A 24,832-nucleotide genomic window follows, 5' to 3' on the forward strand; every position below is an offset into this window, starting at 1 on the left:
CGCCGGCGATGTCTGACCCCATCCATGCCGGCCCTGCTCCAGGGGCAGACGCCCCCCTCCCCGACGCGCTCAGCGGCCATTGGGTCGACAGGCGGGCGCCGCAGGCGACGCGCCCCTTCCTGAAGCTCGCACGGATCGAGCGCCCGATCGGGTGGTGGCTGCTGCTGCTGCCGTGCTGGTGGTCGGCGGGCCTCGCGGCGATCGCGGCGGGCCGGCCCTATCCCGACCCCTGGCACTGCCTGCTGTTCCTGATCGGCGCCGTGCTGATGCGGGGAGCCGGCTGCACCTTCAACGACATCATCGACCGCAAGCTCGACGCCGAGGTCGCGCGCACGCGCGGGCGTCCCTTGCCGTCGGGCCAGGTCACCGCCCGGGCAGCCGCTTTTTTCATGGTCGGCCTCTCGCTCGCGGGCCTCGCCGTGCTGCTGCAGTTCAACCGCTTCACGGTGCTTCTCGGCATCGCCTCGCTCGGGATCGTGGCGATCTATCCGTTCATGAAGCGGATCACCAACATGCCGCAATTCGTGCTCGGCCTCGCCTTCTCCTGGGGGGCGCTGCTCGGCTGGAGCGCGGTCTTCGGCCGGCTCGACGCCCCGGCCTATCTCGCTTACGCCGCCGCGATCGCCTGGACGGTGGGTTACGACACGATCTACGCGATGCAGGACATCGAGGACGACGTCATCGCGGGCATCAAATCGAGCGCGCGCTATTTCGGCGACCATACCCGCGAGGCGGTGGCGCTCTGCTTCGCACTCGCGGCGCTGTTCAGCGCAAGCGCGATCTGGCTGGTCGGCGGAGGCGTCTTCGCCTGGCTCGGCTTCGCCGCCTTCGCAACCCATCTCGGCTGGCAGGTCTCGCGGATCGAGGGCGCGAGCGCGGCCGAGGCCCTGAGGCTGTTCCGGTCGAACGAATATGCCGGGCTGCTGCTGGCAGGCGGGCTCGCGCTCGATACGATCGCCCGCGGCCTCTTCGCCTAGTCGACCAGCCGCTCGCTGGCGACGACGACCGGCAGGTCGGCCAGACGGCCCGGCTTGCGGCGGGTCAGGAAGCGCGGCCGGCGCCCGTTCAGGAAGGCGTGGCGACGGCGGATCCGCACCGGGCCGAGCGCGACCCGGCCGATCTGCGGAAACGGCTCGGTGACCCTGCCATCGACCGATTCGAGCAGGAGCGGCAGCCCGCTGCGGCGACCGAAGTCCCGCCAGAGGGCGACCGCATCCGCCTGGTCGGCGCTGGCGACGACGATCGAACGGCCATCTCCCGCGGTCAGAGCCAGCTCGAAGCGCTCGTCATCGCCGGTCGGGTTGGCGAGCCGCAGCGCGACCCCGCTCCATCCCGCCGAAGCGCGCAGGATCCGGACGGAGCCGACGCGCTCGATCCCCGGCGCCGAAGGCTGGCGCGGCATCGGGTTGCGCGGGACGGTCGCTTGTGTGGTCGGCCCGCCGGGGAGATGCGGCGCAAAACCGCCCTCCCCGGCGGCCGGCGTGACGCTGGCCATCGGTAATAACGCCTCTCTCAAATCCCTGCTGCAACGGAACCCTCTGTCGATGCGGGGTTCTCGTGCTTGCCAGGCGAAGATGGGCGGCAGGCGTGTCCGAGCGCTTAAAGGGTTCGGTTAAAGGAGCGTGATTCGCGGCCCGGAGGGCTCGTCCTGGCCCCTTTTCTGCATGATGCTTGACGGAATCTTTCGCTCCGCGAGCGCATTTTCGGCTTGAAACCGTGGCATTCGCATTCGATAGGGAAGCCATGAGCGCATCCACGCTACCCCTTGCCGCCGACCTGATGAGGGCGGCGAGCGAAAGCTGCCTCGAAGCCGGACGCCTCGCCCTCGATCTGTTCCGACCGGGTGCGCAGACCGCCGCCCGGACCTGGGCGAAGAGCGGCGGCTCCCCGGTGACGGAAGCCGATATCGGGGTCGACACCTTCCTGCGCGTGCGCCTGTCGGCGCTGCTGCCGGAGGCCGCCTGGCTTTCGGAGGAGACGGTCGACGATGCGCAGCGGCTGACCCACCGCTTCGTCTGGGTGGTGGACCCGATCGACGGCACGCGAGCCTATATGAGCGGATCGCCGGATTGGGCGGTCTGCGTCGCATTGCTCGACGAGGGCGCGCCGATCCTGGGTGTCGTGCACGCACCCGCCTGCGACGCGACCTACACCGCCGTGGCCGGCAGCGGCGCGCGGCGCAACGGCGAGCCGATCCGCACGTCCTCGGTCCGGACGCTGGCCGACGCCAGGATCGCCGGGCCGAAGCCGATGCTCGACGCGCTGGCGCGCGTCCAGCCCTTCGAGGCGGTCGGCAAGATTCCCTCGCTCGCCCTGCGGCTGACCCGCATCGCCGATGCGACGATCGATGCCGGGCTGATCTCGCCCGACGCGCGCGACTGGGACCTCGCGGCAGCCGACCTCGTCCTGCGCGAGGCGGGCGGGCGGCTGAGCAGCGGCGATGGCGGAGCCGTGACCTATAACCGGCCGGCGCCGGTGCACGGCATGCTGGTCGCGAGCGCCGGCGCGCTGGCGACGCCGCTGCTGGAGACGCTTGCGCAGCTGCACGGGCAGCAGCAGCCGCGTTGAATTTTTAGACCCGAAACCGCGGCTCACGCTCGCGCCCGCGCGCGGGATGGCTTATGGGGGCGCGGGGCATCCTGCTGGAGACTACGATGAGCGCGGAACCGGATCAGAAGCAGCTTCTTCACCTCGTCTTCGGCGGCGAGCTCGATTCGCTCGACGGCATCACCTTCAAGGATCTGTCGAAGCTCGACATTGTCGGCGTCTTCCCGAACTACGCCAGCGCCCATATGGCCTGGAAGGCCAAGGCACAGCAGACCGTCGATCAGGCGCAGACGCGCTACTTCATCGTGCATCTGCACCGCCTGCTCGATCCGGAAACGGCCAAGGGCTAAGCGCCGACCAGCAGGCAGGCACCGCTCCTTTCCGCCTGCCGGCAAGGCGCGAAGCCCTTCGTGGCGGCCCGCCGATCACATCCTCCCCGAGCGAGACGGCGACCGCCTCGCTCGACACAGCACTGCTCCGGACCGGAGGCAAATGGGTTTCTCGATCCTCAAGACCCGCATCGCGCAGGAAGGGCTCGGCCGGCTGCTCGCCGGCTATCTGCGCCTGGTGCGGCGGACGAACCGGATCGTGTTCGAGCCCGCCGACATCTACGAGCAGGTCCGGCCGGAACTGCCGGTCATCTACGCCATGTGGCACGGCCAGCACATCATGATCCCGTTCGCGCGGCCGGACTGGATGCCGGCCGCCTCGCTGGTCTCGCGCCATGGCGACGGCGGCTTCAACGCCGTTGCGCTGCGCGAGCTCGGCATCGGCTCGATCCGCGGCTCCGGCGCGCTCGGCAAGAAGATCCGCGAAAAGGGCGGGGCCAGCGCCTTCCTCGCCATGGTCCGGCGCCTCGCCGCCGGCGATTCCATGGTGCTCACCGCCGATATCCCGAAGCGGGCCCGCATCGCCGGGCCGGGCATCGTCTCGCTGGCGCGCGCCTCGGGCCGGCCGATCCGCGCGGTTGCCGTGGTGACGAGCCGCCGCATCGATTTCAACAGCTGGGACCGCGCCTCGATCGGCCTGCCCTTCGGGCGCTGCGCCATCGTGGTCGGCGAGCCGATCACCGTCGCGCGCGACGCCGACGAGGCGACGCAGGAAGCGGCGCGGCTCGCCGTGCAGACCAGCCTCGATGCCGTCCACGCGCGGGCCTACGAACTCGTCGGCAGCCGCGATCCGGGCGCGGGCCTGCGCGAGCAGCAGGCCGGGCGGCCCGCCGCAGGGGCGCCGGCATGAGCGGCAAGGGCGCCCTCATCAGAGGCTACCGGCTGGGCACCGCCCTGCTGGAGCCGTTTGCGGCCGGGCTGCTGCAATGGCGCCGCCGCCGCGGCAAGGAAGATGCGGAGCGGCTGGCCGAGCGGCGCGGCTACGCCAGCGTCAAGCGCCCGAACCGCCAGCTCGTCTGGCTGCACGGCGCCAGCGTGGGCGAGACCGTGACCCTGCTGCCGCTGATCGCCAGGCTGCAGAAGCGGGGGCTCACGGTGCTGGTGACCTCCGGCACGGTCACCTCGGCACGGCTTCTGGCGGCGCGCCTGCCGGCCGGGGCCATCCATCAGTACCTGCCTCTCGACGTGCCGCGCTACATGCGCCGCTTCCTCGACTACTGGCGCCCCGAGCTCTGCCTGATCTGCGAATCCGAGATCTGGCCCAACCTGCTGATCGAGGCGCAGCGCCGCAGCGTGCCGGTGGTGATGGTCAACGGCCGGATGTCGGAGCGCTCCTTCGCGCGCTGGTACAAGCGGCCCCAGGCGGCGCGCTTCCTTCTGTCCTGCTTCGAGGCCTGCCTGGCGCAGTCGCAGGCCGATGCCGAGCGGCTGGCGCAGCTCGGCGCGCCGCGGGTCAGCGTCGCCGGCAATCTCAAATTCGACGTGCCGGCCCCGCCGGCCGACGCCGACACCCTCGCCATCCTCGACGGCATGACCACCGGCCGCCCGGTCTGGATCGCGGCCAGCACCCATCCGGGCGAGGACGAGCTCGTCCTTTCCGCCCATCTGGCGCTGAAGCCCTATCTGCCGAAGCTGCTCACCATCGTCGCGCCGCGCCATCCGCAACGCGGCGTCGAGATCGAGGCCCTCGGCCGGGCCAACGAGGTCGCCGTCGCGCGCCGCGCGGCTGGCGAAAGCCCGGAGCGCGATGTCGAATTCTACGTCGCCGACACGCTCAACGAGCTCGGCCTGCTCTACCGGCTGTCGCAGGTGGCCTTCCTCGGCGGCTCCCTGGTCGAAGGCATCGGCGGGCACAACCCGATCGAGCCGGCCAAGCTCGGCTGCGCCCTGCTGCACGGCCCCCATGTCCACAACAACGCCGAGATCTTCGCAGCCTTCGACCGCGACGGCGGCTCGCGCGAGGTGGCGGACGCCCAGGCTCTGGCCGGCGCCGTGCATCGCTGGCTGAGCGACCCGGCCAGCGCGCGCCAGGCCGCCCGCTCGGCCGGGCACACGGCCAGCGAGCTCGGTGGCGCGATCAACCGGACGCTGCATGCCATCGAGCCGCTGCTGATGCGCGTCGCGCTGGGCCAGCGCGAAGGCACGCCCTGATGTTGAGCGCGCCGCGCTTCTGGTGGCGCGACCGGCCGGGGCTGCTCGCCTGGCTCCTCTTCCCCTTCGGCTGGATCTATGGCGCCATCACGCTCGGGCGCATGCGCCGGTCGGGGCACGGTGCCGGCGTGCCGGTGATCTGCGTCGGCAATTTCATCGCGGGCGGCGCCGGAAAGACGCCGACCGCCATCGCGCTCGCCGCGATGCTGCTGGAGCGCGGCGAGACTCCCTTCGTCCTCATGCGCGGCTATGGCGGGCGGTTGCCAGGCCCGATCGAGGTCGATCCGTCGCGGCACGGCCCGGCCGATGTCGGCGACGAGGCGATGCTGATGGCCGGCCACGTTCGCACGATCGTCGCGCGCGATCGCATCGCCGGCGCGGCGCTGGCCCGAGAGCGCGGCGCCAGCGCCGTGGTGATGGATGACGGGCTGCAGAACCCGACGCTCTCCAAGCGATTGCGGCTGGCCGTCGTCGACGGCGCAAGCGGCGTCGGCAACGGGTTGTGCCTGCCGGCCGGGCCGCTGCGTGCTCCGCTGGCGGGGCAGCTCGACCAGACCGACGCCGTCATCGTGATCGGCCCGGGAACTGCCGGAGAGAACGTCGCCAGGCTGGCGCGCGGGCGCGGCAAGGCGGTGCTCGGGGCGCGGCTGGAGCCCACCGCGGAGGCTGCCTCCGCCCTGCGTGGTCAAACGGTCATCGCCTTGTCCGGCATCGGGCGGCCCGAGAAATTCAGGGCGACGCTCGAAGCCCTCGGCGCCAGCGTCGCGGCCGAGCGCGCCTTCGGCGATCACCACGTCTATACGGAAGCGGATGTCCGCGACGTCCTCGCGCAAGCCCGGTCGCGCGACCGGCTCGTGGCCACCACCGAGAAGGACATGACCAAGCTCGTTTCCCTCTGGCCGGCAGCCGACCGAGCCCGGCTCGTCGTCGTGCCGGTCAGGCTGGCTTTCGAGACGCCGGAGCGGATCGGAGTCCTGCTCGACAGCGCCTCAGGCGCGGCCCGCCCGCCGCAGCCTTAGCAGCGCCGCCTCCGGCGAGGCATAGGCCTCCTGCCACTCGACCGACCAATAACGCAGATCGTCGAGCCGGATCGGCGCGCCGGTCACGGCGCAGCGCACGAAGCCGCCGGGCTTGATCACGCGGAATTCGCCGTGTCCGTAATCGAGGACCGCTTCGGGAGCGGGACTGGGAAGACGCTCGGTGATGTTCATCAAAACCGCATTAAATCATTGAATGCGAAACGGAAAGCCGGGATACTGCACAAGCGGTGTCATTTTCCGGTCGACGATGTTTCGTGTCCAGTGCCTGTTGGCCTGCGTGATGAGCCTTATGCTGTTCACGGCTTCGGCTGCCCATGCCGGCGGCTATGAACGCGTTTCGATTCCGATGGATGGCGGCCATCTCGACGGCATCCTCTTCCGCCCTCCCGGCCAGGGGCCGTTTCCCGCGGTCGTCGCTCTGCATGGTTGCGGCGGCCTGTGGCGCGAGCAAGGCAAGCTCTCGCTGCGCCACGCCGACTGGGGCGAGCGGCTCGCTGCCTCGGGCTTCGCCGTGCTGATGCCCGACAGCTACGGCTCGCGTGGCCTCGGCTCGCAATGCGGCGTGAAGGACTTGAGCGTGCGAGCCGGGCGCGAACGCGTCGCCGACGCCGCCGCGGCGCGGATCTGGCTGCAGCAGCGCAGCGACATCCGGCCCGGCCAGATCGCACTGATCGGCTGGTCCGGCGGCGGCTCGACCGTGCTCACCGCCATCCGCAGCGACCGGCGCCCGGCCGATGGCCAGCCGGACTTCGCGCGGGCGATCGCCTTCTATCCGAGTTGCCGGGTCCAGTCGGAATCGCCGAGCTTCGCCGCCAGGATGCCGCTGCTGATCCTGATGGGCGAGGCCGACGACTGGACCCCCGCGGCACCCTGCGGCTACCTGACCAAGGCGGCGCAGGCGCGCGGCGAGAAGGTCGAATTCGTGGTCTATCCGGGCGCGGTCCATGATTTCGACCACCCGCGGCTGGATGTGAAGGAACGCGACAACATCGCCTATTCGGCGAGCGGGACGGGCAAGGCGACGGTCGGCACCAATCCGGCTGCGCGCGCCGATGCGCTGAAGCGCGTCGACGCTTTCCTCAGGGCTCCCTGACGCCGCGTCGTCCCGGCGCGCGCCGGCGCGGCGCCGCTCAGAACAGGTCGCCCTGGCCCGACCCCGACGGCTCCTTGCGGACAGCGCGGGGGGCGGGCTTCGGCGCCGTTCCGCCGCCGCCCGAAACCACGGCGCCGAAGCGCCCATCGCTGAGCTGAACGGTCAGCGCCTGCCCCGGCTGCGCCTGCGCGACGCTGCGCAGGAGCGCGCCGCCTTCGTCGCGGACCAGGGCATAGCCGCGCCCCAGCACGGCCTCCGGGCCAAGGGACCGGATCAGCGCCCAGAGCGAGCCGAGACGATCGCCGCGGCGATGCACCCCCTGGGCGAAGGCCCGCGTGGCGCGGTCGCCAAGCTGGATGCCGCGTTCGCGACGCCGCCCGAGGCTCTGGCCGAAGGCATTGCGCGCGCGCATCTCAAGCGTCGCCAGCCGATCCCGGACATGGGCGATGCGAGCGCGCTCGCTGGCGATCGCATTGCCGCGCGCCGCCGCCAGCCCGCGCGCAAAGCCGTTCAGCTTTTCGCGCAATCCTGCCAGGGCGACCCGCGGCGAGCGAGCCTCGAGCCGCCTCGACAGGTTCAGCAGCGCCTGCTCATGAGCGCGGGCATTGCGAGCGAGCGCCGGGGCGAGCCGCGTCGCGGCAAGATCGAGCCGCTGGCGCGGGCCCGACAGCACGGCTTCCGGCCCCGGCAAGGCCCGGGCGAGCGCGCGCAGATCGCTGCGGCGCCGGTCCGAAAGGCGGCGCATGGCGCCGCCATGGCGGCGGGCGAGATCGGCAACCAACGCCATCAGCTCGGAGCGTACCGGCACGACCTTTTCGGCTGCGCCGGTCGGGGTGGGGCAGCGCAGATCGGCGGCGAAGTCGATCAGCGTCGTGTCGGTCTCGTGGCCGACGGCCGAGACCAGCGGGATGGCGGAGGCCGCGGCTGCGCGGACGACGATCTCCTCGTTGAAGCCCATCAGGTCCTCGAGCGAGCCGCCGCCGCGCGCGACGATGATGACGTCGGGCCGTGGGATACGCCCGCCCGCGGGAAGCGCGTTGAAGCCGGCGATGGCGTTGGCGACCTCCGCCGCGCTGGTCTCGCCCTGCACGCGCACCGGCCAGACCAGAACATGGCGCGGAAAGCGGTCCTCCAGCCGATGCAGGATGTCGCGGATGACCGCGCCGGTCGGCGAGGTGACGACGCCGATCACACGTGGCAGATAGGGGATGAGCTGCTTGCGCTCCTCGGCGAAGAGGCCTTCGGCGGCGAGCTTCCGGCGGCGCTCCTCCAGCAACGCCATCAGCGCGCCGATGCCGGCCGGCTCCAGCGAGTCGATGACGATCTGGTAGCTCGACTTGCCGGCGAAGGTGGTGATCTTGCCGGTGGCGATGACCTCCAGCCCCTCCTGGGGCCGCGTCTTCAGCCGGCCGAAGACGCCCTTCCAGATCACCGCGTCGATCTTGGCGTTGGTGTCCTTCAGCGAGAAGTAGACGTGGCCCGAGGCGACCGGGCCGCGATAGCCGGAAATCTCGCCGCGCACGCGGACATAGCCGAAGGCGTCCTCGATGGTGCGCTTCAGCGCGCCGGAAAGATCCGAGACGCTCCATTCGGGCGCATTGCCCGCCGGCAGTGTCGATTCGCTGTTCATGGCCGGACCATAGCGGGACCGCCCCGCCAGCAGAAGCGTTGCCGCCGGGACGCCGGGCAGGTATTGCGCCGGTGACGGAGCAGAGAGGGTGCCATGAAGATTCTTCTGATCGGCTCGGGCGGCCGCGAACATGCGCTCGCCTGGGCGATATCGGCCTCCTCGCTCTGCGAGCAGCTCTTCATCGCGCCCGGCAATCCCGGCACGGCGCAATGCGGCGAGAATGTCGCCGTCGATATCGCGGACCACGCCGCCGTCGTCGCCTTCTGCCGGCTGCAGGGGATCGGGCTCGTCGTCGTCGGGCCGGAGGGGCCGCTGGTCGCCGGCATCGCCGACGATCTGCGGGCCGCCGGCATCAAGGTCTTCGGACCGTCGAAGGCCGCCGCCCAGCTCGAGGGCTCGAAGGGCTTCACCAAGGAGCTCTGCGCCCAGTTCAACATCCCGACAGCAGCCTTCGGCCGCTTCACCAGCGCCGACACCGCCAAGGCCTATGTCGCGCGGCAGGGGGCGCCGATCGTGGTCAAGGCCGACGGGCTCGCCGCCGGCAAGGGCGTGGTGATGGCCGAGACGCTCGACCAGGCCAACGAAGCCATCGACATGATGTTTTCGGGCGGGCTCGGCCAGGCCGGGGCCGAGGTCGTGATCGAGGAATGGATGGTCGGCGAGGAGGCGAGCTTCTTCGCGCTCTGCGACGGCACCAACGCGTTGGCGCTGGCTTCGGCGCAGGACCACAAGCGCGTCGGCGACGGCGACACCGGCCCCAATACGGGCGGCATGGGCGCCTATTCGCCCGCTCCCGTGATGACGCCGGCCATGGAACAGCGCGTCATGACCGAAATCATCCACCCGACACTTGCCGGCATGGCCAAGCGCGGCATGCCGTTCCAGGGCGTGCTCTTCGCCGGGCTGATGATCACGGCGCAAGGGCCGAAGCTGATCGAATACAATGTCCGCTTCGGCGATCCCGAATGCGAGGTCCTGATGCCGCGGCTGCAGAGCGACATCGTGCCGGCGCTGCTCGCCGCCTGCGACGGGGTGCTGGGCTCCTTCGATCTGCGCTGGCGCGAGGAGACGGCATTGACCGTGGTGCTCGCGGCGAAGGGCTATCCCGCCAAGCCGGAGACGGGCAGCGTCATCCGCGGGATCGAGAAGGCCGAAGCGCTCGACGACGTGCTCGTCTTTCATGCCGGCACCAAGCTCAAGGAGGGCGAACTCGTCGCCAATGGCGGCCGCGTGCTCAACGTCGTGGGCCTGGGCAAGAACGCGGGCGAAGCGCAGGCCAAGGCCTATCGGGGCGTCGACCTCATCGACTGGCCGGAAGGCTTCTGCCGCCGCGACATCGGCTGGCAGGCGGTGAAGCGCGAGCAAGGCTGACACGGTGCCATGACCGGGTCTATGCTCCCGGCATGGCCAACATCGACAGCCTCTTTCCCGGGTTCAAGGCACACTGGATCGACGGTCCGGTCGGCAAGATCTTCGCGCGCGTCGGCGGCGAAGGCCCGCCGCTCGTGCTGATCCACGGCTTCCCGCAGACCCATGCCGAATGGCACAGGATCGCGCCCGAGCTGGCGAAGACGCACACCGTGGTCTGCCCCGACCTGCGCGGCTATGGCTGGTCGGCGGCGCCGCATGGCGACGGTGGCGTGGAAACCTACAGCAAGCGCGGCATGGGCGAGGACATCGTCGCGGCGATGGAGGCGCTCGGCCATATCCGCTTCGGCGTGATCGGCCATGACCGCGGCGCGCGGGTCGGCTATCGCCTCGCCCTCGACCATCCCGGCCGGGTCGAGCGGCTGGCCCTGCTCGACATCCTGCCGACCGTCTCGATGTGGGAGGGCATGAACGCAAGCCGCGCCATGCAGGTCTATCACTGGACCTTCCTCGCCCAGCCCGAGCCGATCCCCGAAAACCTGCTCAAGGCCGACCCCGTCGGCTGGCTCGACCACACCATCGCGAGCTGGAGCCGGGCCAAGAAGCTCGACCTGTTCGATCCGCTGGCGATGCAATCCTATGCCGAATCCTTCAGCGATCCCTCGCGCATCCATGCCGCCTGCGAGGATTACCGCGCCGGCGCGACCACCGATGTGACACAGGACAAGGCCGATCTCGCCGCTCACAAGCGCATCCTCTGCCCGACCCTGATCCTGTGGGGAGAGGCCGGCATCCCGGCCAAGGGCGCGAGCCCGCTCGCCATCTGGCGCGAGAGCTTCGCGCCGCAGGCCGAGGGCCATGCGATCGAGAGCGGGCATTTCCTGCCCGAGGAGAACCCGCAGGCGACGCTCGCAGCGTTGAAGCCCTTCCTGGCGCAGCCGCTTGCCTGAGAAGGTGGCGGGGGCCAGATTCGAACGATGTCGCCACGCCACCCCGCCCCCCTCCGGTCCGCGCCCGAGAAAACCTCCGGCGACGTCGCGCTGGTGCTCGGTGCCGGCGGCGCGCGGGGCCTGAGCCAGATTCCCGTTCTCGAAGCGCTCGATGAGCTCGGCCTGAAGCCCGCGGTGATTTCAGGATGCTCCGTCGGCGCGATCATCGGCGCCGCCTACGCCGCCGGGCTTTCCGGCGCCGCCCTGCGCGAGCATGTGCTGGCCAGCTTCCGCGACCCGCCGCGGGTGGTCGCGAAGCTGCTCGACGCCCGCGTCGGCAAGCTCGCCGATCTGGTGCGCGGCCTCGGCAACCCGGTCTTGATCGACGGCGAGCGCCTGCTCGACCTGTTCTGGCCGGAGGCGGTACCCGACCGTTTCGACGAGCTCGCGATCCCCTTCAGCGCGACGGCGGCGGACTATCATCGCCATGTCGAGGTGACGTTGTCGGAAGGCCCTCTGACGCCGGCCGTCGCCGCCTCGCTCGCGATTCCGGGGCTGGTGCGGCCGGTCGCGCTGGCGGGCCATGTGCTGATCGACGGCGGGGCGATCAACCCACTGCCCTATGAGCGATTGCTGGCGCCCGGCCGGACCGTGCTGGCGATCGACGTCAGCGCGCCGCCCGTCGCGACGAGCGACGGCCGCGTTCCCGGCGCGATGGAGGCGATCGTCGGCGCCTCGCAGATCCTGACGCGCACGCTGGTGCAGCGCATGGTCGAGCGGCGGCCGCCCGACATCCTGATCCGCAGCGGGCTCGACGGCATCGGCGGGCTCGACTTCTTCAAGGCGAAGGCGATCCTCGCCGCGGCCGAGCCGATCAAGGACGAGGTCAAGCGAGCGCTGGAACGGGCTCTCGCCGCGACGGGCTGACGGCCGGCTCCGGCACATCGCAACGGAAGCCGGGCAAGGCGGCTTCCAGCACCGATCGCCCCTCTCCGGTCAGGGCGACCGCGCGGCTGTCCTTGCGGCGGCGCGTCCAGCCCATCTCGAAACAGCGGCAGGCGAGCGCGGCGGCGAGGTGGCCGGCGAGATGTGGCCGGCGTTCGCTCCAGTCGAGGCAGGGTCGCAGGGCCGCGCGACGGCTCCTGCCCGGCTGGTCGGGATCGACGCCGAGAGCGGCAAAGATCGCCTTGCCGGAGGCGGTCAGGGCATAGCCGCCCTCGCTGGCGACGAGATGGCCACCCGCCATCAGCGCGTCGTGGATGCCGATGCCGAGCTTGCCGGCGAAGTGGTCGTAGCAGGTGCGGGCGAAGCTCAATTCCGCGCCGACCCGCGACGGCAGGCGGCGCCCGCTGCCTTCCATATTCGCCAGCACCATCAGCCCTTCAAGGGCCTGTGCGACCTCCGGCCCGGCGAGACGATAATAGCGATGGCGCCCCTGCACGGCGACCGCCAGCAGGCCACCCTGCATCAGCTTGGCGAGATGGCCGCTCGCCGTCTGCGGCGCGACGCCCGCGATCCAGGCGAGCTCCTTCGCCGTCAGCGCGCGCCCGTCCATCAGCGCGTGCAGCATGTTGGCGCGGGCCGGATCGCCCATCAGATGGGCGATCTCGGCGAGATAAGGGCCTGAATAGCTGTTCGACGTGCTCATGGCCGCATGATGCGCTATCGCCGCGCTATCGCAAGCGAGGACGCTACGGTGACGGCCGTAGCATCGACCGGCGACAGATGAGCACGACGATGCCAGAAGCGGGGCATGGACAACACGGCTCTCCTCCTCTTCGTCACCGCGACCTTCGTGCTCGCCGGCTTCGTCAAGGGCGTCATCGGGCTGGGGCTGCCGACCATCGCGGTCGGCATCCTCGGCGTGGTCATGGCCCCGGCGCAGGCGGCCGCCCTGCTGGTCGTACCCAATCTCGTCACCAATGGCTGGCAGATCGCGACGGGACCGAAGCTGCCGGCGACCTTGCGGCGGCTCTGGCCGATGCTGCTCGCCATCTGCCTCGGCACCTGGGCCGGCGCCGGCCTGCTCCAGCAGCAGAAGCATGGCACGGCGACGCTCTGGCTCGGCGGCGCGCTGATCCTCTATGCGCTGGTCGGCCTCAAGGCGGCGAAGCTGCGCGTGCCCGCCGGCTGGGAGATCTGGCTCGGCCCCGTCATCGGCTTCACGACCGGCATCGTCACCGCCGCGACCGGCGTCTTCGTGCTGCCGGCGGTGCCCTATCTGCAGGCGCTCGGCTTCGACAAGGACGAGCTCGTGCAGGCGCTCGGCATTTCCTTCATCATCTCGACGCTGGCCCTGTCCTTCGGGCTGATCGGCGCGGGCGCGCTCAACGGCGACGTGGCCTGGCAATCGCTGCTGGCCCTGGTGCCGGCGCTCGCGGGGATGGGAGCCGGCCAGTTCATCCGCGGCCGCATCTCGCCGGCGACCTTCAAGATCTGCTTCTTCGCCGGCCTGCTGGCGCTCGGCAGCTATCTCTGCTGGCGCAGCTTCGCCTGACGGCCCCTCTCTTGCTTGACCCTGCTCGTCGCTTCGCCTGCCGTTAACCGCTGGCTAACCATACCGGCGCAGCCTCAACCCGGAGCGACAGGAGCAAGCACATGGATGTCTTCACCATGGTCATCATGGCCTGTGTCTCGGGCGAGCCGCACTGCACGACGTCGCGGATCAGCGAGATCGGCTTCACCACCGCGCAGGCCTGCGAGGACAAGATCGACGCCATCACCGGCGCGATGACCAAGGACTTCGGCAAACGGCCCGAATTCAAGGGCCGGCAGGTGACCTATGACGTCTCCTGCATGGATCGCACGCAGCTCGCCCGGAAATTCGGCGTCACCTCGTCGGATACCTGAGGCTCAGCGCCGCTCGCGGAAAAACTCCCTCAGCAGCGCCGCCGCCTCGCTCTCGCGCAATCCGCCATAGACCTCGGGCGCGTGATGGCAGGTCGGGCTGTCATACAGCCTGACACCGTTCTCGACCGCCCCGCCCTTCGGATCGCCTGCGCCGAAATAGAGCCGCCGGATGCGGGAAAACGAGATCGCCGCCGCGCACATCGGACAGGGCTCGAGCGTGACGTAGAGGTCGCAGCCGATCAGGCGCTCGCTGCCGATAGCCGCACCGGCCAGCCGCAGCGCCAGCATCTCGGCATGGGCGGTCGGGTCCTTCAGCTCCAGCGTGCGGTTGCCGGCATGGGCCAGCACTGCACCGTCGCGCATCACCACCGCGCCGACCGGCACTTCTCCACGCGCCGCAGCCGCCTTCGCCTCGTCGAAGGCCAGCGCCATGGCGTCGATGGCGGAGGATGGTTGCGGCTGCGGCATCGAAAACCCCTGCTTTGGTGCTCGCAGCGAGGAAAAGCCTCTGCTACAAGCGCCGGTCATAGCGAATAAGCGAGCCAGGCCTTTCCCGCAAAGCGGATGTGCTCGGCCGGCTCAGGAGCAGTCATGAAAGACGACGACAACAACAGAGGTCGCGGCCCGGGCAAGGGCGGCGGCGCCGGCAGCCGTGGCGGCGGCAAGGGCTTCGGCGGCAAGGGGCCGGGAAGCAGGGGCGCGGGCGGGCACAGCTTCGGCGGGCGCGACGGCGAAAGCCGCGGCGGCGAGCGCAAGGGCTTCCGCGAAGCCGGCGAGCGCCGCTCTTTCCGCGGCCATTCCGAGGGCGAGGAGCGCCCGGCCCGCCGCTTCGGCAAGCCGACCGAGGGCAGCGCCCCGCGTCCGCGCCGGACGGAGGGCGAACGGCCGGCACGTTTCAAGCCCGAAGGCGAAGGCCGCCCCTTCCGCGAGCGGAGCGGCGAGGAGCGCCCCCGCCGCAGCGATCGCGGCGGCGAGCGCGTCTTCCGGGAACGTCCGGAAGGTGCGGAACGGCCGGCACGCGGCGGCTTCGGCCGCCCTCCCCGTCGCCCGGAAGCCGGCGACGGCGAGCGGCGCTTCGAGCGCCCTCGGCCGCAACGCGGCGAGCGCGATGCCACCCGCGGCGAGCGGCCGCGCCGCCCCCGCGAGGAGGCTCCCACCGAGGGCAAGCTGATCGCGGCGCAGGAGCCGGAGCGCATCGCCAAGGTGATGGCGCGGGCCGGCGTCGCCTCACGCCGCGACAGCGAGGCGATGATCGCGGAAGGCCGCGTCAGCGTGAATGGCACGGTGCTCGAAAGCCCGGCCTTCGACGTCAAGCCGACCGATGTCGTGCTGGTCGATGGCGAGCCGCTGCCGGCGCGCGAGCGCACGCGGCTCTGGCTCTACCACAAGCCGCGCGGCCTGGTGACGACCAATTTCGACCCCGAAGGCCGCCCCACCGTTTTCGAGGCGTTGCCGGAGGACCTGCCGCGCGTGCTCTCGATCGGCCGGCTCGACATCAACACCGAGGGCCTGCTGCTGCTGACCAATGACGGCGGACTGGCGCGGGTGCTGGAATTGCCGGAGACCGGCTGGCTCAGGCGCTACCGCGTGCGCGCCTTCGGCGAGGTGACGCAGGACAGGCTCGACACCGTGAAGGACGGCGTTGAGATCGACGGCGTGCATTACGGGCCGGTGATCGCCCGCTTCGAGCGCCAGCAGGGCTTCAACACCTGGCTGACGGTCGATCTACGCGAGGGCAAGAATCGCGAAGTCAAGACCGTGCTCGAGCATCTCGGGCTCGCGGTCAACCGGCTGATCCGCATCTCCTTCGGCCCGTTCCAGCTGGGCGAGATCGAGGAAGGCGAGGTCGAGGAAATCCGCTCGCGCGTGCTGCAGGACCAGCTCGGCACCGAGCTGGCGGCCAGGGCCGGCGCCGATTTCGAGGCGCCGCGCCGCGACGCGCTGCCGAGCGCGCCACGCCGCGCGCCCGCCGCCGAGGATCGCCCGCGCCGGCGGCGCGAGACCGGTGACGAAGCGCATGAGACGAAGCGCGAGGCGGTGCGCGAGCTGCGCGGCGACAAATCCTGGAATCGCGGCGTCTGGCGCGATGCCGAGACCGAGCCGCAGCGCGCCCGCAAGGCGCCGCCGCGCCGTGGCGCCGATCCGCGCGTCGAGCGCGAGGTTCGCGAGGCCACGGGTGCCGTCGAGCGCAAGCGCGACAAGGCCATCGCCGATCCCAAGGGCCGGCGCGTGCTGGTCGAGCGGATCAGCGCCCCTTCGCGCGAAGACCCTGCCGAGCCGGAAACCCGGCGCCGGCCGGATCGCAAGCCCCGCAACGAACGCGGCAGCGGCGAGGCACGCGCGCCACGGGCTCCGGTGCGCAGCGTCGGCGAAAGGCCCGCCCGGCGTTCGCGCGACGAAGCCGGTGGTCGTGACCGCGCCGATGAGCGCCCCTGGCAGGATCGCTCTCCACGCGGCGAGCGTGGCGAGCGTGCGCCCCGCGACGGGGCGGAGCGCCCGGCCCGCCGCTTCAGCGAGCGGCCGGCCGGCGACAAGCCGCACGGACGCAGCTTCGGCGACAAGCCTTTCGGCGGACGCCCCTCCGGCGGCAAGCCGGGCGGCGGTGGCGGCCGTCCGGGCGGCAGGGGCCCTCGCCCCGGCGGCCCGCGCGGCAAGCGCGACTAGGCGATGCGGATCGTCGGCGGGCGCCTGCGCGGCCGGTCTCTGACCGGCCCGAAGCCGGGGATCGGCAGCATCCGGCCGACCTCGGACCGCTTGCGCGAATCCCTGTTCAACGTGCTCGCCCATGCCTATGGCGACGCGGTCGAGGGCGCGCGCGTGCTCGACCTCTTCGCCGGCACCGGCGCGCTCGGCTTCGAGGCGCTTTCGCGCGGCGCGGGTTTCGCCCTTCTCGTCGATGACGGGATGGAGGCGCGCGGCCTGATCCGCGAGAACCAGATGGCGCTGGGCCTCGCCGGCTTCAGCCGCATCTTCCGGCGCGACGCGACGAAGCTCGGCCCGATCACCGGCATGGCGCCGTTCGGCCTGGTCTTCTGCGACCCGCCCTATCGCAAGGGGCTGGGCGAGAAGGCGCTCGCCTCCGCCCGCGGCGGCGGCTGGCTGAAACAGGATGCGCTCGTCGTGCTGGAGGAGGCGTCCGATGCCGAGATCGGCCTGCCCGAAGGCTTCGAGGAGCTGGAGCGGCGGGCCTATGGCGAGACGCAGGTGGTGATCCTGCGGGCGGAATAAGACTGCATAGCCGGCATCCGCCGCAAAAGTAGAGAACTTATCCCCGCTCGCAATTCGGCGCTTAGTCTCCGCATCCGCCGCGGAGATCAAGCGCCGGATGCCGTTCCCAAGACCGATAGAGCCGTACGGACACGCTCGGGCCGCTCGCCGCCACGCCCTTGCCTGTCAGCTTGCCGGCGAGCGCATGATGCGCGCACTCGCCTGTCTACAGGCGCTCGTCGAGAAGGGCGGTTTCAACCCCGAACAGCCGCGCGTACCGGCGGGCAGCCCCGAGGGGGGCCAATGGACAAACGGCGAGGGTGGCGGGCAGAGCCGCCAGCCCGGCATCGGCGACAATGGTGGGCCGACGCTCGATCCGCCCAAGGATCCTTCGGCAGACAGGTCATCGAAGATCAAGGCGGCCAAGGCACTAGCCAAGGCTATCGCGCGACAGGCGCTGCGGCGCGCAGGCCCGATCGGCGCGGTCGTCACGGCAATCGAGGCCGCACACTGGCTTTATACGGAGTGGCCTTCGATCCGCTCCTATCAGGACGCGCCGAAGTCGTTCTCCGAGCTCCAGGAACAGGCCGGCAAGAAGCGGCCGGGCTATGATGATCATCACATCGTGGAGCAAGGCGCGGAATCGCGTGAGGGCTTTCCGCGTGCCCACATCGATGGCGCGGGCAATATCGTCAGCATCCCGCGATACAAGCACCATGAAATCACGGGATGGTACGCGACACGAAATGCCGAGTTCGGCAATCTCTCACCACGCGACTATCTCCGCGGACGAGGTTGGGGCGAACATATGGAAGTCGGCCGCGATGCCCTCCGGCGTTTCAAGGTGCTGAAATGACTCCATCGAAGCTGAAGTCACTTACCTCCGCAGAACTCAAACAGCTTTTCGAAAATCTTTGCATTGCGCAATATGATGCTTTGGAAGGCAACGAGATCGCGAGTTTCAATCGCCGCTTCGACCGAATTCTCGCCATCGAAAACGAACTGAAATCGAGGCCCGGCGACCAAAGACGAATTCTAATGACATTGTTCGGGCATCCGAACATGCAGGTCCGGCTGACGGCCGCCCGCGCCAACCTCGCAGTCGATTACATCGCTGCGCGCCGAGAACTCCAGGCAATCGTCGATGAACAATGGTTTCCGCAAGCTGGCGACGCGGGCATGACGCTTTGGAATCTCGATCGCGGCTTCTACCACCCGACCTGAGCGTCACCCCCGCCTTGCCGCCTCGATCGCGGCCACGTCGATCTTGCGCATGGTCATCATCGCGGTGAAGGCGCGCTTGGCCTCCTCGCCGCCGGCCGCCATGGCCTCGGTCAAGACACGCGGCGTGATCTGCCAGTTCACGCCCCATTTGTCCTTGCACCAGCCGCAGGCGCTTTCCTGGCCGCCATTGCCGACGATGGCGTTCCAGTAGCGGTCGGTCTCCGCCTGATCGTCGGTCGCGATCTGGAAGGAGAAGGCTTCGCTCTGCTTGAAGGTCGGGCCGCCATTGAGGCCGATGCAGGGGATGCCGGCCACCGTGAAATGGACGACCAGCGCGTCGCCCGCCTTGCCGGAGGGAAAATCGGTCGGCGCGCGATGGACGGCCTGCACCGCGCTGTCGGGAAAAGTCTCGGCGTAGAAGCGGGCAGCGGCTTCCGCATCCCTATCGTACCAGACGCAGATCGTGTTCTTGGCAATCGCCATGGCTCTTCCCTTCAGGCTCGCGGATCGCTCCCGCCCGCCCCGGAGGCGCAAAGGCGATCACGCCCCCGGTCGCTGGCGAAGCATTCCGATGAAATGCATCGCGGCTGCCTGCGTTCCATCCGCCCCAGGCAAATCAGCGCCACGACGCGGGGCACCGAACCTAGATCCAGGCGCAGAGCGCAAACTCCGAGGCCGTGCTCCACGAGGCCGGCGTGAACATCGCGACGGTCAGCAGGTCCCATTTGCTCTTGAGCAACTGCCGCAGCTTGCCGATATCGTTCGCAGCGGCCGGCGTGGCCGCCTGCGCCGCGGGAACCGCCGCAGCGACGGCGACTGCGACATAGCCGCTGGCCTCGCAGCGCGGGCAGGCCTCGACATGCCCGGGATAGGCGAAGTTCGCCACCGACCGGAGACCCCGGCAGCCCGGGCAGACCATCTGTGTCTTCATGCTTCCCTCCCGCCCGCATCTTTTTGGCGAAATCCGACTGGCCGATGCGCCCGCCGCCTCCCGCAGAATGCATTGAAGCACAAATCGCCGCTCGACGCGCCCCCAATCCGGCAGGCCGCAGCGAGCCGGCCCGATATCTCTCTCATCGCTCAGGCGCGAGCGCGGGAGCGGCCCCGCGGCGCGCGGCCTCAACGGCGGCCAAACAGCCGCTCGATGTCGGCGAGCTTCAGCTCGACATAGGTCGGGCGGCCATGGTTGCACTGGCCGGAATTGGGAGTGACCTCCATTTCGCGCAGCAGCGCGTCCATCTCCTCGGGGCGCATGCGCCGGCCGGCGCGCACGGAGTTGTGGCAGGCCATCGTCGCCAGCACATGGTCGAGCCGCCTTTCCAGCGAGCCCGGAGCCGAAGAGACCGGGCCATGCTCGGCGAGCGCGTCGGCGACGTCGCGGACGAGCCGCTGGAGATTGCCGCCGGCGAGCTGCGCGGGAGCCTCGCGCACCAGCACGGCCCCGGGGCCGAAGGCCTCGATGACCAGACCGAGGCTTTCCAGCTCGCCGGCCGCCGCGTTGAGCCGATCGGCATCGACCGGGTCGAGCTCGACCACTTCCGGCAGCAGCAGCGGCTGGCGGGCGATGCCGGAGCGGGCGCGCTCGGCCTTGAGCCGCTCATAGACCAGCCGCTCATGGGCGGCGTGCTGATCGATGATGACGACGCCTTCGCGGGTCTGAGCGACGATATAGGTCTCGTGGAGCTGGGCGCGGGCGGCACCGAGCGGCCGGTCGAGCGCCTCCGGCGCGGGCTCGGCGAGATGCGCGCGGGCATCGGCCGAGGAGGCGACGAAATCGGAGAAGCCGGCCTGCGACGGCGCGGCGTATGCGCTCGGTGGCGCGCTCCATCTGGCGGTTTCCGGAAAGGCGGGGCGCGGAATCGCGTTGCCGCCGCCCATCGAGAGCACGGCGCGGAAGGCGTCGAGCGTGCGGGCGCCGCCGGTCGTGGTGGCGCGGTGGCCGGCGGCGGCGAGCGCCGCCTTCAGCCCGGAGACGACGAGGCCGCGCACCAGCGCCGGGTCGCGGAAGCGCACCTCGCTCTTGGCCGGATGGACGTTGACGTCGACCGCGCGGGGATCGCAGCCGATGTCGAGAAAAAGCACCGGATGGCGGTCAGAGGGCAGGACGTCGGCATAGGCGCCGCGCACCGCCGAGAGCAGCAGCTTGTCACGCACCGGGCGGCCATTGACCGAGAGATGCACGCCGGCCGAGGTGCCGCGATGGAAGGTCGGCAGCCCGGCGAAACCGGAGATGCGGAAGCCCTCGCGCTCAGCCTCGATGCACAGCGCGTTCTCCGGGAAGTCGCGGCCGAGCGCCCGGCCGAGCCGGCGCAGCAGGCCGTCCTCGCCGATCGGCTCGGCCGGCCAGTCGAAATTTCCGGCATGCTCGCCTTCGAGCGAGAAGCGGATCTCGGGATGGGCGATGGCGAGGCGGCGTAGCATCTCCGAAACGGCCTGCGCCTCGGCCCGGTCGCTCTTCAGGAACTTCAGGCGGGCGGGGGTGAAGACGAAGAGGTCGGAGACCTCGATGCGCGTGCCGGGCGCGGCCGCGGCTGGCCGGACGACACCCTTCTCGCCCGCCTCGACGACGAGGCCCGAGCCTTGCGGCGCATCGTGGCGGCGGGTCACGATCGAGAGCCGCGCGACCGAGCCGATCGAGGGCAGCGCCTCGCCGCGGAAGCCGAGGGTCCCGATGGCGAAGAGGTCGCCGTCCGGCAATTTCGAGGTGGCATGGCGCTCGACGGCGAGTGCGAGGTCCTGCGGCGTCATGCCGGCACCGTCGTCGACGACGCGGATCAATTCGCGGCCACCCCCGGCGATGGTCACGGCGATGGCACGGGCACCGGCGTCGATCGCGTTCTCGACCAGCTCCTTCACGGCCGCAGCCGGGCGCTCGATCACCTCGCCGGCGGCGATGCGGTCGACGAGGACGGGGTCGAGGCGGCGGACGGTCATGGGAACGGACGATTCTCCTGTCCGGAGCCTAACCCCGGACGGCTGGCTCAGGCGAGCCCGACCGGCCGTCCGACAGCCTCGACGAGCAGGTCCGGCTGGCCGAACAGGCGCGCCGCCGCCCGCCTTACATCCGCCAGGGTGACGGCCGCGAAGCGCTGGTTGCGGCTGGCGAGAAAGTCGGGCGTGTCGCCGCGCAGGGCGAGAGACAGCAATTCGCCGGCGATCTTCGGCGAGGTGTCGAAGCGCAGCGGATAGGAGCCGATGATGTAGCGCTTGGCCTCCTCGACCTCGTGTTCGGTCGGGCCGTCGCTGGCGAGCTTCGCCATCTCCTCGCGGATCACCTTCATCGACTCGGCCGCGCGGTCGTTGCGGGTGGCGGTGCCGCCGACCAGCATGGCGCTCTCGCGCAGCGGCAGCAGGCTGGAGGAAACGCCGTAGGCGAGGCCGCGCTTCTCGCGCACCTCCATGAACAGGCGCGAGGTGAAGGCCGAGCCGCCCAGGATATGGTTCAGGACGCTTGCCGGGATGAAATCGGGATCGTCCCACATCAGCCCCGGCCCGGCGAAGCGGAGCACCGTCTGCGGCACGTCGAGGTCGATGACATGGGTTTCGCCCAGGCCCTGGATCGGCAGAGGCGCGGCCGGTCGCTGGCGCGGCGCACCGGCGGGCAAGGCACCGAACAGCGCATCGAGGCGTCCGGCCAACTCGTCGGCGGTGATGTCACCGACCACGACGATTTTGAGGCCGGCGCGATCGAGCAGCGCCGGGGTCAGGGAGCGGAGCGCCGGCGCTTCCAGCCGCGAGACGCTGTCGATGTCACCCTTCTCGGGACGGCCATAGGCGTGGCCGGGAAAGGCCGAGGCATAGAGCGCGTTGCGGCAGAGCGTCTCCGGGTTCTTGGCCTGGCGCTGCAGCCCGGCGACCACCTGCGCCTTGACGCGTGCGACCGCATCGGCGTCGAAGCGCGGCTGGTTGAGCGCGAGGCCGAGCAGGTCGAAGGCGGTGTCGCGATGGGTCGAGAGCGTCTGCAGATAGCCGTGGAAATCGTCGCGGCGGGCATCGAAGCCGAGCCCGATGGCGTGATCGGCCATGCGGCCCTGGAAGGCCTCGGCATCGAGATCGCCGGCGCCTTCGTCGAGCAGGCCGGAGATCAGATAGGCGCTGCCGGCGGCGTCGGCCGGATCACGCGAGCAGCCACCGTCAAAGGCGAAATCGACCGCGATCAGCGGCAGGCTGTGCTCCTCGACCAGCCAGGCCTCGACGCCGCCCGGCGAGCGCACCGTCTGGACGTCGATGGCCGGGCCGGCGGTGTTGAGCTTCGGGGTCGGAAGGGGCGCGTTCATGGCGTTTCCTGTCGGCCGGGCTTCGCGGCCCGCCTTTTTCGACTCAAGGGGCGGCGTCAGGCCGGCAGCAGCAGGCCGGTGACGCTGCGGTCCGGCCTGAGATAGCGGCGCGCCGCCTCGACCACCGCCTCGCGCGGCACCGCCTCGATGCGTTGCGGCCAGGCGAGCACGTCGGCGACCGTCTCGCCGACGGCGAGCGCCGAGCCGAAGATGCGGGCGAGCGAGGCCTGGTTGTCACGGGCGAAGACCGTCTCGGCGACGAGCCGGGTGCGGGCGCGGGCGAGCTCCAGCTCGCTCGGCCCGTCCGCGAGGAAGGCGGCGAGCGCAGCGTCGAGCCCGCTTTCCAGCGTCGCCATCGCAACGCCGGGACGCGGGCTGACCGAGAGCTGGAAGGCGGCGCGGTCGACCATCGAGCCCATGAAATAGGCGCTGGCGCCCGCCGCCAGCTCGTCCTCGGCGCAAAGCCTGCGGTAGAGCCGCGAGGTGGTGCCGCCGCCCAGGATCTCGGCAACGAGCTCCAGCGCGAAGACCTCTTCGGCCGTGCCGCTGGTATAGGTCGGCGTCAGCCAGCCACGGCGCAGCGAGGGCTGCTGCACGCGCGGGTCGTTGAGCTGGACGCGGCGGGAGGCGCGCGGATCGGGCTCGATCGGCCGCTCGCGCACGGGCGCGGCGCCGCGCGCCGCGATCCTGCCATAGGTGTCCTCGGCGAGGCTGCGGACCTCGGCTGCGTCCGTATCGCCGGCGACGACCAGGATCGCGTTCTCCGGCGTGTAGAAGCGCTGGTAATAGGCGAAGGCGTCGTCGCGGTTCAGCCGCTCGATCTCGTGCTCCCAGCCGATGATCGGCGTGCCGTAGGGGTGATGGAAGAAGAGCGAGGCCGAGAATTCCTCGCCGAGCTGGGCGGCCGGGTCGGAATCGACGCGCATGCGCCGCTCCTCCAGCACCACGTCGCGCTCGGGCCCGACGACGCTCTCGTCGAAGGAGAGGCCAGTCATGCGGTCCGCCTCGTAGTCCATCATCGCGCGCAGGTGCTCCTTCGGCACGCGCTGGAAATAGGCGGTGTAGTCATAGGAGGTGAAGGCGTTCTCCTGGCCGCCGAAGCCTGCGACGATCTTGGAGAACTCGCCCGCCGGCCAGCGCTGCGTGCCCTTGAACATCAGGTGCTCGAGGAAATGCGCGATGCCGGACTTGCCGGCCGGATCGTCGGCAGAGCCGTTGCGATACCAGACCATGTGAGTCACCACCGGCGCGCGGCGGTCGCTCACCACCACGACGTCGAGGCCATTGCCGAGCCGGAAGGATTCGACGGGTTCGGCCAGGCCGGGCTGGCGCGCATGATTGTTCACCGGATGCCGTCTCCACGCTCAGACAAGAAAGGGCGGGCACGATGCGCCCGCCCCTCGATATGCAACTTGGTCAAGCAACCGCACTTCGGCAAGGGGCGGCGCGAGCGCCGGCCTCTCGGCCTACGGACGCAACACCGGCCGCTGCCCGGTCACGAACTCGCGCTCGCCGGATGCCTGCTTGTCCTCGACCGGGCCGGAGGCGCCTGGACCCAAGGTCGCCGTGCTGGCCGGCCGGCGGTAGCCCACCGGCGGCTCGGTCAGGGTCTTGCGCTCCGGCTCCTCGCCGTAGGTCAGCTTCGACTCGTTCTCGAGGTTGCGCTTAGCGGCGAGTTCCTTGCCGATGCGGATCGGCTCGAGCTGGTTGGTATAGGAATCGTTGTTGCCATAGCGGGGCGGCGCCACCCGCGGCGCGTTCGCCGTGCGGCCGCGCTGGAGCTCGCGCGCCGACAGCATCGGGTTGTGCCGGTTGCCGTCATCCTCGACATACGGACGCGGCGACTTCTCTTCCTTGCGGCGCAGGACGTCCGGGTCCCGCGGCCAGGCCGCGTTGCGCGCGCTCGCCGGCTGCTGCGGCGGCGGCAGGGTCGAATTCGGCGGCACGACCAGCGGAGCGCGCTCGCGATAGTCGATGTCGCCGCCCGGGCCGCCACCGCCGAAGGTGCCTTCCATCAGGTTCTTGAAGAGCATGCCTTCCTGAGCGAAGGCGGGCCCAGCCGCCAGCACAAGCCCCCCGGCGAGCAGCAGATGCGTCACGCGGATGCGTTGCGCCATGTCAAATCTC

General features: G+C 70.5%; 27 protein-coding genes. 16 read left to right on the forward strand and 11 right to left on the reverse strand.

The window, feature by feature from the left end:
• Positions 1 to 8 precede the first annotated feature (8 nt).
• On the forward strand, positions 9 to 977 hold the full coding sequence (gene ubiA / locus BGO20_RS13165; protein ID WP_291664168.1) for a 4-hydroxybenzoate octaprenyltransferase: 969 nt from the start codon (positions 9 to 11) through the stop codon (positions 975 to 977).
• On the opposite strand, the gene BGO20_RS13170 is transcribed toward ubiA, so the two are convergent.
• Positions 974 to 1,495, reverse strand: coding sequence for a DUF6101 family protein (locus tag BGO20_RS13170; RefSeq protein ID WP_291664167.1), 522 nt, complete (start codon positions 1,493 to 1,495; stop codon positions 974 to 976). The genes ubiA and BGO20_RS13170 overlap by 4 nt on opposite strands.
• Positions 1,496 to 1,743: 248 nt before the next feature.
• Here BGO20_RS13170 and BGO20_RS13175 point away from each other — a divergent pair, with 248 nt between their 5' ends.
• The 5 genes from BGO20_RS13175 to lpxK all read left to right on the forward strand — a co-directional run bounded on the left by BGO20_RS13175 (position 1,744) and on the right by lpxK (position 6,106).
• Positions 1,744 to 2,568, forward strand: coding sequence for a 3'(2'),5'-bisphosphate nucleotidase CysQ (locus BGO20_RS13175; RefSeq protein WP_291664166.1), 825 nt, complete (start codon positions 1,744 to 1,746; stop codon positions 2,566 to 2,568).
• A gap of 86 nt (positions 2,569 to 2,654) precedes the next feature.
• Positions 2,655 to 2,897 carry a DUF4170 domain-containing protein gene (locus BGO20_RS13180; RefSeq protein WP_291664165.1) on the forward strand — a complete coding sequence of 81 codons (243 nt, stop codon included), beginning with the start codon at positions 2,655 to 2,657 and terminating at the stop codon, positions 2,895 to 2,897.
• A gap of 142 nt (positions 2,898 to 3,039) precedes the next feature.
• Positions 3,040 to 3,786 carry a lysophospholipid acyltransferase family protein gene (locus BGO20_RS13185; protein WP_291664164.1) on the forward strand — a complete coding sequence of 249 codons (747 nt, stop codon included), beginning with the start codon at positions 3,040 to 3,042 and terminating at the stop codon, positions 3,784 to 3,786.
• A complete protein-coding gene (locus tag BGO20_RS13190) occupies positions 3,783 to 5,087 on the forward strand; it encodes a 3-deoxy-D-manno-octulosonic acid transferase (protein WP_291664163.1) in 1,305 nt (434 codons plus the stop codon). Before BGO20_RS13185 ends, BGO20_RS13190 begins: the two co-directional genes overlap by 4 nt.
• Positions 5,087 to 6,106, forward strand: coding sequence for a tetraacyldisaccharide 4'-kinase (gene lpxK / locus BGO20_RS13195; RefSeq protein ID WP_291664162.1), 1,020 nt, complete (start codon positions 5,087 to 5,089; stop codon positions 6,104 to 6,106). Before BGO20_RS13190 ends, lpxK begins: the two co-directional genes overlap by 1 nt.
• Here lpxK and BGO20_RS13200 read toward each other — a convergent pair.
• A complete protein-coding gene (locus BGO20_RS13200) occupies positions 6,077 to 6,298 on the reverse strand; it encodes a DUF2093 domain-containing protein (RefSeq protein WP_291664161.1) in 222 nt (73 codons plus the stop codon). The two genes, lpxK and BGO20_RS13200, sit on opposite strands and share 30 nt — an antisense overlap.
• 109 nt (positions 6,299 to 6,407) lie before the next feature.
• On the opposite strand from BGO20_RS13200, the gene BGO20_RS13205 reads away from it, so the two are divergent.
• The gene (locus tag BGO20_RS13205; RefSeq protein WP_291664160.1) at positions 6,408 to 7,220 is read left to right on the forward strand and encodes a dienelactone hydrolase family protein; all 813 of its coding nucleotides are present in this window, start codon (positions 6,408 to 6,410) and stop codon (positions 7,218 to 7,220) included.
• A gap of 37 nt (positions 7,221 to 7,257) precedes the next feature.
• Here the strand turns inward: BGO20_RS13205 and xseA are convergent, their stop codons facing one another.
• Positions 7,258 to 8,850 (reverse strand): exodeoxyribonuclease VII large subunit, encoded by a 1,593-nt coding sequence (gene xseA / locus BGO20_RS13210; RefSeq protein ID WP_291664159.1) that lies wholly within the window; start codon positions 8,848 to 8,850, stop codon positions 7,258 to 7,260.
• 93 nt (positions 8,851 to 8,943) lie between these two features.
• Between xseA and purD the strand changes: the two genes are divergently transcribed.
• The 3 genes from purD to BGO20_RS13225 are packed head-to-tail and all read left to right on the forward strand — an operon-like array spanning position 8,944 to position 12,074.
• Entirely contained in the window at positions 8,944 to 10,221 is a 1,278-nt protein-coding gene (purD, locus tag BGO20_RS13215; protein ID WP_291664158.1) for a phosphoribosylamine--glycine ligase, read from the forward strand.
• Positions 10,222 to 10,253: 32 nt separating this feature from the next.
• The gene (locus tag BGO20_RS13220) at positions 10,254 to 11,168 is read left to right on the forward strand and encodes an alpha/beta fold hydrolase (protein ID WP_291664157.1); all 915 of its coding nucleotides are present in this window, start codon (positions 10,254 to 10,256) and stop codon (positions 11,166 to 11,168) included.
• A 27-nt stretch (positions 11,169 to 11,195) separates the two neighbouring features.
• Positions 11,196 to 12,074, forward strand: a complete 879-nt coding sequence (locus tag BGO20_RS13225) for a patatin-like phospholipase family protein (RefSeq protein ID WP_291664156.1) — start codon at positions 11,196 to 11,198, stop codon at positions 12,072 to 12,074.
• On the opposite strand, the gene BGO20_RS13230 is transcribed toward BGO20_RS13225, so the two are convergent.
• Complete coding sequence (locus tag BGO20_RS13230) at positions 12,034 to 12,795, reverse strand: ArsR/SmtB family transcription factor (RefSeq protein ID WP_291664155.1); 762 nt, start codon at positions 12,793 to 12,795, stop codon at positions 12,034 to 12,036. The two genes, BGO20_RS13225 and BGO20_RS13230, sit on opposite strands and share 41 nt — an antisense overlap.
• A 105-nt stretch (positions 12,796 to 12,900) precedes the next feature.
• Here BGO20_RS13230 and BGO20_RS13235 point away from each other — a divergent pair, with 105 nt between their 5' ends.
• Positions 12,901 to 13,644, forward strand: coding sequence for a sulfite exporter TauE/SafE family protein (locus tag BGO20_RS13235; protein WP_291664154.1), 744 nt, complete (start codon positions 12,901 to 12,903; stop codon positions 13,642 to 13,644).
• Positions 13,645 to 13,745: 101 nt separating this feature from the next.
• Entirely contained in the window at positions 13,746 to 13,997 is a 252-nt protein-coding gene (locus BGO20_RS13240) for a hypothetical protein (RefSeq protein ID WP_291664153.1), read from the forward strand.
• A gap of 3 nt (positions 13,998 to 14,000) precedes the next feature.
• Here BGO20_RS13240 and BGO20_RS13245 read toward each other — a convergent pair whose 3' ends face one another.
• The gene (locus tag BGO20_RS13245; RefSeq protein WP_291664152.1) at positions 14,001 to 14,465 is read right to left on the reverse strand and encodes a nucleoside deaminase; all 465 of its coding nucleotides are present in this window, start codon (positions 14,463 to 14,465) and stop codon (positions 14,001 to 14,003) included.
• Positions 14,466 to 14,588: 123 nt separating this feature from the next.
• Here BGO20_RS13245 and BGO20_RS13250 point away from each other — a divergent pair, with 123 nt between their 5' ends.
• The 4 genes from BGO20_RS13250 (at position 14,589) to BGO20_RS13265 (ending at position 18,428) form a co-directional block, all read left to right on the forward strand.
• Positions 14,589 to 16,661: a pseudouridine synthase gene (locus BGO20_RS13250; protein ID WP_291664151.1), complete on the forward strand. Its 2,073-nt coding sequence runs from the start codon at positions 14,589 to 14,591 to the stop codon at positions 16,659 to 16,661.
• 3 nt (positions 16,662 to 16,664) lie between these two features.
• The gene (gene rsmD, locus BGO20_RS13255; protein ID WP_291664150.1) at positions 16,665 to 17,225 is read left to right on the forward strand and encodes a 16S rRNA (guanine(966)-N(2))-methyltransferase RsmD; all 561 of its coding nucleotides are present in this window, start codon (positions 16,665 to 16,667) and stop codon (positions 17,223 to 17,225) included.
• A 184-nt stretch (positions 17,226 to 17,409) separates the two neighbouring features.
• Positions 17,410 to 18,060: a hypothetical protein gene (locus BGO20_RS13260; protein WP_291664149.1), complete on the forward strand. Its 651-nt coding sequence runs from the start codon at positions 17,410 to 17,412 to the stop codon at positions 18,058 to 18,060.
• A complete protein-coding gene (locus BGO20_RS13265; protein WP_291664148.1) occupies positions 18,057 to 18,428 on the forward strand; it encodes a DUF2019 domain-containing protein in 372 nt (123 codons plus the stop codon). Before BGO20_RS13260 ends, BGO20_RS13265 begins: the two co-directional genes overlap by 4 nt.
• A 3-nt stretch (positions 18,429 to 18,431) precedes the next feature.
• Here the strand turns inward: BGO20_RS13265 and BGO20_RS13270 are convergent, their stop codons facing one another.
• The 6 genes from BGO20_RS13270 to BGO20_RS13295 all read right to left on the reverse strand — a co-directional run bounded on the left by BGO20_RS13270 (position 18,432) and on the right by BGO20_RS13295 (position 24,822).
• On the reverse strand, positions 18,432 to 18,911 hold the full coding sequence (locus tag BGO20_RS13270) for a VOC family protein (RefSeq protein ID WP_291664147.1): 480 nt from the start codon (positions 18,909 to 18,911) through the stop codon (positions 18,432 to 18,434).
• A 160-nt stretch (positions 18,912 to 19,071) separates the two neighbouring features.
• Positions 19,072 to 19,359: a hypothetical protein gene (locus tag BGO20_RS13275; RefSeq protein WP_291664146.1), complete on the reverse strand. Its 288-nt coding sequence runs from the start codon at positions 19,357 to 19,359 to the stop codon at positions 19,072 to 19,074.
• Positions 19,360 to 19,547: 188 nt separating this feature from the next.
• Positions 19,548 to 21,362, reverse strand: a complete 1,815-nt coding sequence (mutL, locus tag BGO20_RS13280; protein WP_291664145.1) for a DNA mismatch repair endonuclease MutL — start codon at positions 21,360 to 21,362, stop codon at positions 19,548 to 19,550.
• 47 nt (positions 21,363 to 21,409) lie between these two features.
• On the reverse strand, positions 21,410 to 22,705 hold the full coding sequence (locus BGO20_RS13285) for a M16 family metallopeptidase (RefSeq protein WP_291664144.1): 1,296 nt from the start codon (positions 22,703 to 22,705) through the stop codon (positions 21,410 to 21,412).
• Between the two features lie 56 nt (positions 22,706 to 22,761).
• Entirely contained in the window at positions 22,762 to 24,051 is a 1,290-nt protein-coding gene (locus tag BGO20_RS13290; protein ID WP_291664143.1) for a M16 family metallopeptidase, read from the reverse strand.
• 120 nt (positions 24,052 to 24,171) lie between these two features.
• Positions 24,172 to 24,822 carry a hypothetical protein gene (locus BGO20_RS13295; protein WP_291664142.1) on the reverse strand — a complete coding sequence of 217 codons (651 nt, stop codon included), beginning with the start codon at positions 24,820 to 24,822 and terminating at the stop codon, positions 24,172 to 24,174.
• Positions 24,823 to 24,832: the final 10 nt, after the last annotated feature.

Source organism: Allobosea sp. 67-29 (assembly GCF_001898115.1).
Classification (GTDB): Bacteria; Pseudomonadota; Alphaproteobacteria; order Rhizobiales; family Beijerinckiaceae; genus Allobosea.

Bases quoted from the DNA above. Each gene is read 5' to 3' on its own strand.
- ubiA (WP_291664168.1), top strand. From the start codon at position 9: ATGTCTGACCCCATCCATGCCGGCCCTGCTCCAGGGGCAGACGCCCCC.
- BGO20_RS13170 (WP_291664167.1), bottom strand. From the start codon at position 1,495: ATGGCCAGCGTCACGCCGGCCGCCGGGGAGGGCGGTTTTGCGCCGCAT.
- BGO20_RS13175 (WP_291664166.1), top strand. From the start codon at position 1,744: ATGAGCGCATCCACGCTACCCCTTGCCGCCGACCTGATGAGGGCGGCG.
- BGO20_RS13180 (WP_291664165.1), top strand. From the start codon at position 2,655: ATGAGCGCGGAACCGGATCAGAAGCAGCTTCTTCACCTCGTCTTCGGC.
- BGO20_RS13185 (WP_291664164.1), top strand. From the start codon at position 3,040: ATGGGTTTCTCGATCCTCAAGACCCGCATCGCGCAGGAAGGGCTCGGC.
- BGO20_RS13190 (WP_291664163.1), top strand. From the start codon at position 3,783: ATGAGCGGCAAGGGCGCCCTCATCAGAGGCTACCGGCTGGGCACCGCC.
- lpxK (WP_291664162.1), top strand. From the start codon at position 5,087: ATGTTGAGCGCGCCGCGCTTCTGGTGGCGCGACCGGCCGGGGCTGCTC.
- BGO20_RS13200 (WP_291664161.1), bottom strand. From the start codon at position 6,298: ATGAACATCACCGAGCGTCTTCCCAGTCCCGCTCCCGAAGCGGTCCTC.
- BGO20_RS13205 (WP_291664160.1), top strand. From the start codon at position 6,408: ATGAGCCTTATGCTGTTCACGGCTTCGGCTGCCCATGCCGGCGGCTAT.
- xseA (WP_291664159.1), bottom strand. From the start codon at position 8,850: ATGAACAGCGAATCGACACTGCCGGCGGGCAATGCGCCCGAATGGAGC.
- purD (WP_291664158.1), top strand. From the start codon at position 8,944: ATGAAGATTCTTCTGATCGGCTCGGGCGGCCGCGAACATGCGCTCGCC.
- BGO20_RS13220 (WP_291664157.1), top strand. From the start codon at position 10,254: ATGGCCAACATCGACAGCCTCTTTCCCGGGTTCAAGGCACACTGGATC.
- BGO20_RS13225 (WP_291664156.1), top strand. From the start codon at position 11,196: ATGTCGCCACGCCACCCCGCCCCCCTCCGGTCCGCGCCCGAGAAAACC.
- BGO20_RS13230 (WP_291664155.1), bottom strand. From the start codon at position 12,795: ATGAGCACGTCGAACAGCTATTCAGGCCCTTATCTCGCCGAGATCGCC.
- BGO20_RS13235 (WP_291664154.1), top strand. From the start codon at position 12,901: ATGGACAACACGGCTCTCCTCCTCTTCGTCACCGCGACCTTCGTGCTC.
- BGO20_RS13240 (WP_291664153.1), top strand. From the start codon at position 13,746: ATGGATGTCTTCACCATGGTCATCATGGCCTGTGTCTCGGGCGAGCCG.
- BGO20_RS13245 (WP_291664152.1), bottom strand. From the start codon at position 14,465: ATGCCGCAGCCGCAACCATCCTCCGCCATCGACGCCATGGCGCTGGCC.
- BGO20_RS13250 (WP_291664151.1), top strand. From the start codon at position 14,589: ATGAAAGACGACGACAACAACAGAGGTCGCGGCCCGGGCAAGGGCGGC.
- rsmD (WP_291664150.1), top strand. From the start codon at position 16,665: ATGCGGATCGTCGGCGGGCGCCTGCGCGGCCGGTCTCTGACCGGCCCG.
- BGO20_RS13260 (WP_291664149.1), top strand. From the start codon at position 17,410: ATGATGCGCGCACTCGCCTGTCTACAGGCGCTCGTCGAGAAGGGCGGT.
- BGO20_RS13265 (WP_291664148.1), top strand. From the start codon at position 18,057: ATGACTCCATCGAAGCTGAAGTCACTTACCTCCGCAGAACTCAAACAG.
- BGO20_RS13270 (WP_291664147.1), bottom strand. From the start codon at position 18,911: ATGGCGATTGCCAAGAACACGATCTGCGTCTGGTACGATAGGGATGCG.
- BGO20_RS13275 (WP_291664146.1), bottom strand. From the start codon at position 19,359: ATGAAGACACAGATGGTCTGCCCGGGCTGCCGGGGTCTCCGGTCGGTG.
- mutL (WP_291664145.1), bottom strand. From the start codon at position 21,362: ATGACCGTCCGCCGCCTCGACCCCGTCCTCGTCGACCGCATCGCCGCC.
- BGO20_RS13285 (WP_291664144.1), bottom strand. From the start codon at position 22,705: ATGAACGCGCCCCTTCCGACCCCGAAGCTCAACACCGCCGGCCCGGCC.
- BGO20_RS13295 (WP_291664142.1), bottom strand. From the start codon at position 24,822: ATGGCGCAACGCATCCGCGTGACGCATCTGCTGCTCGCCGGGGGGCTT.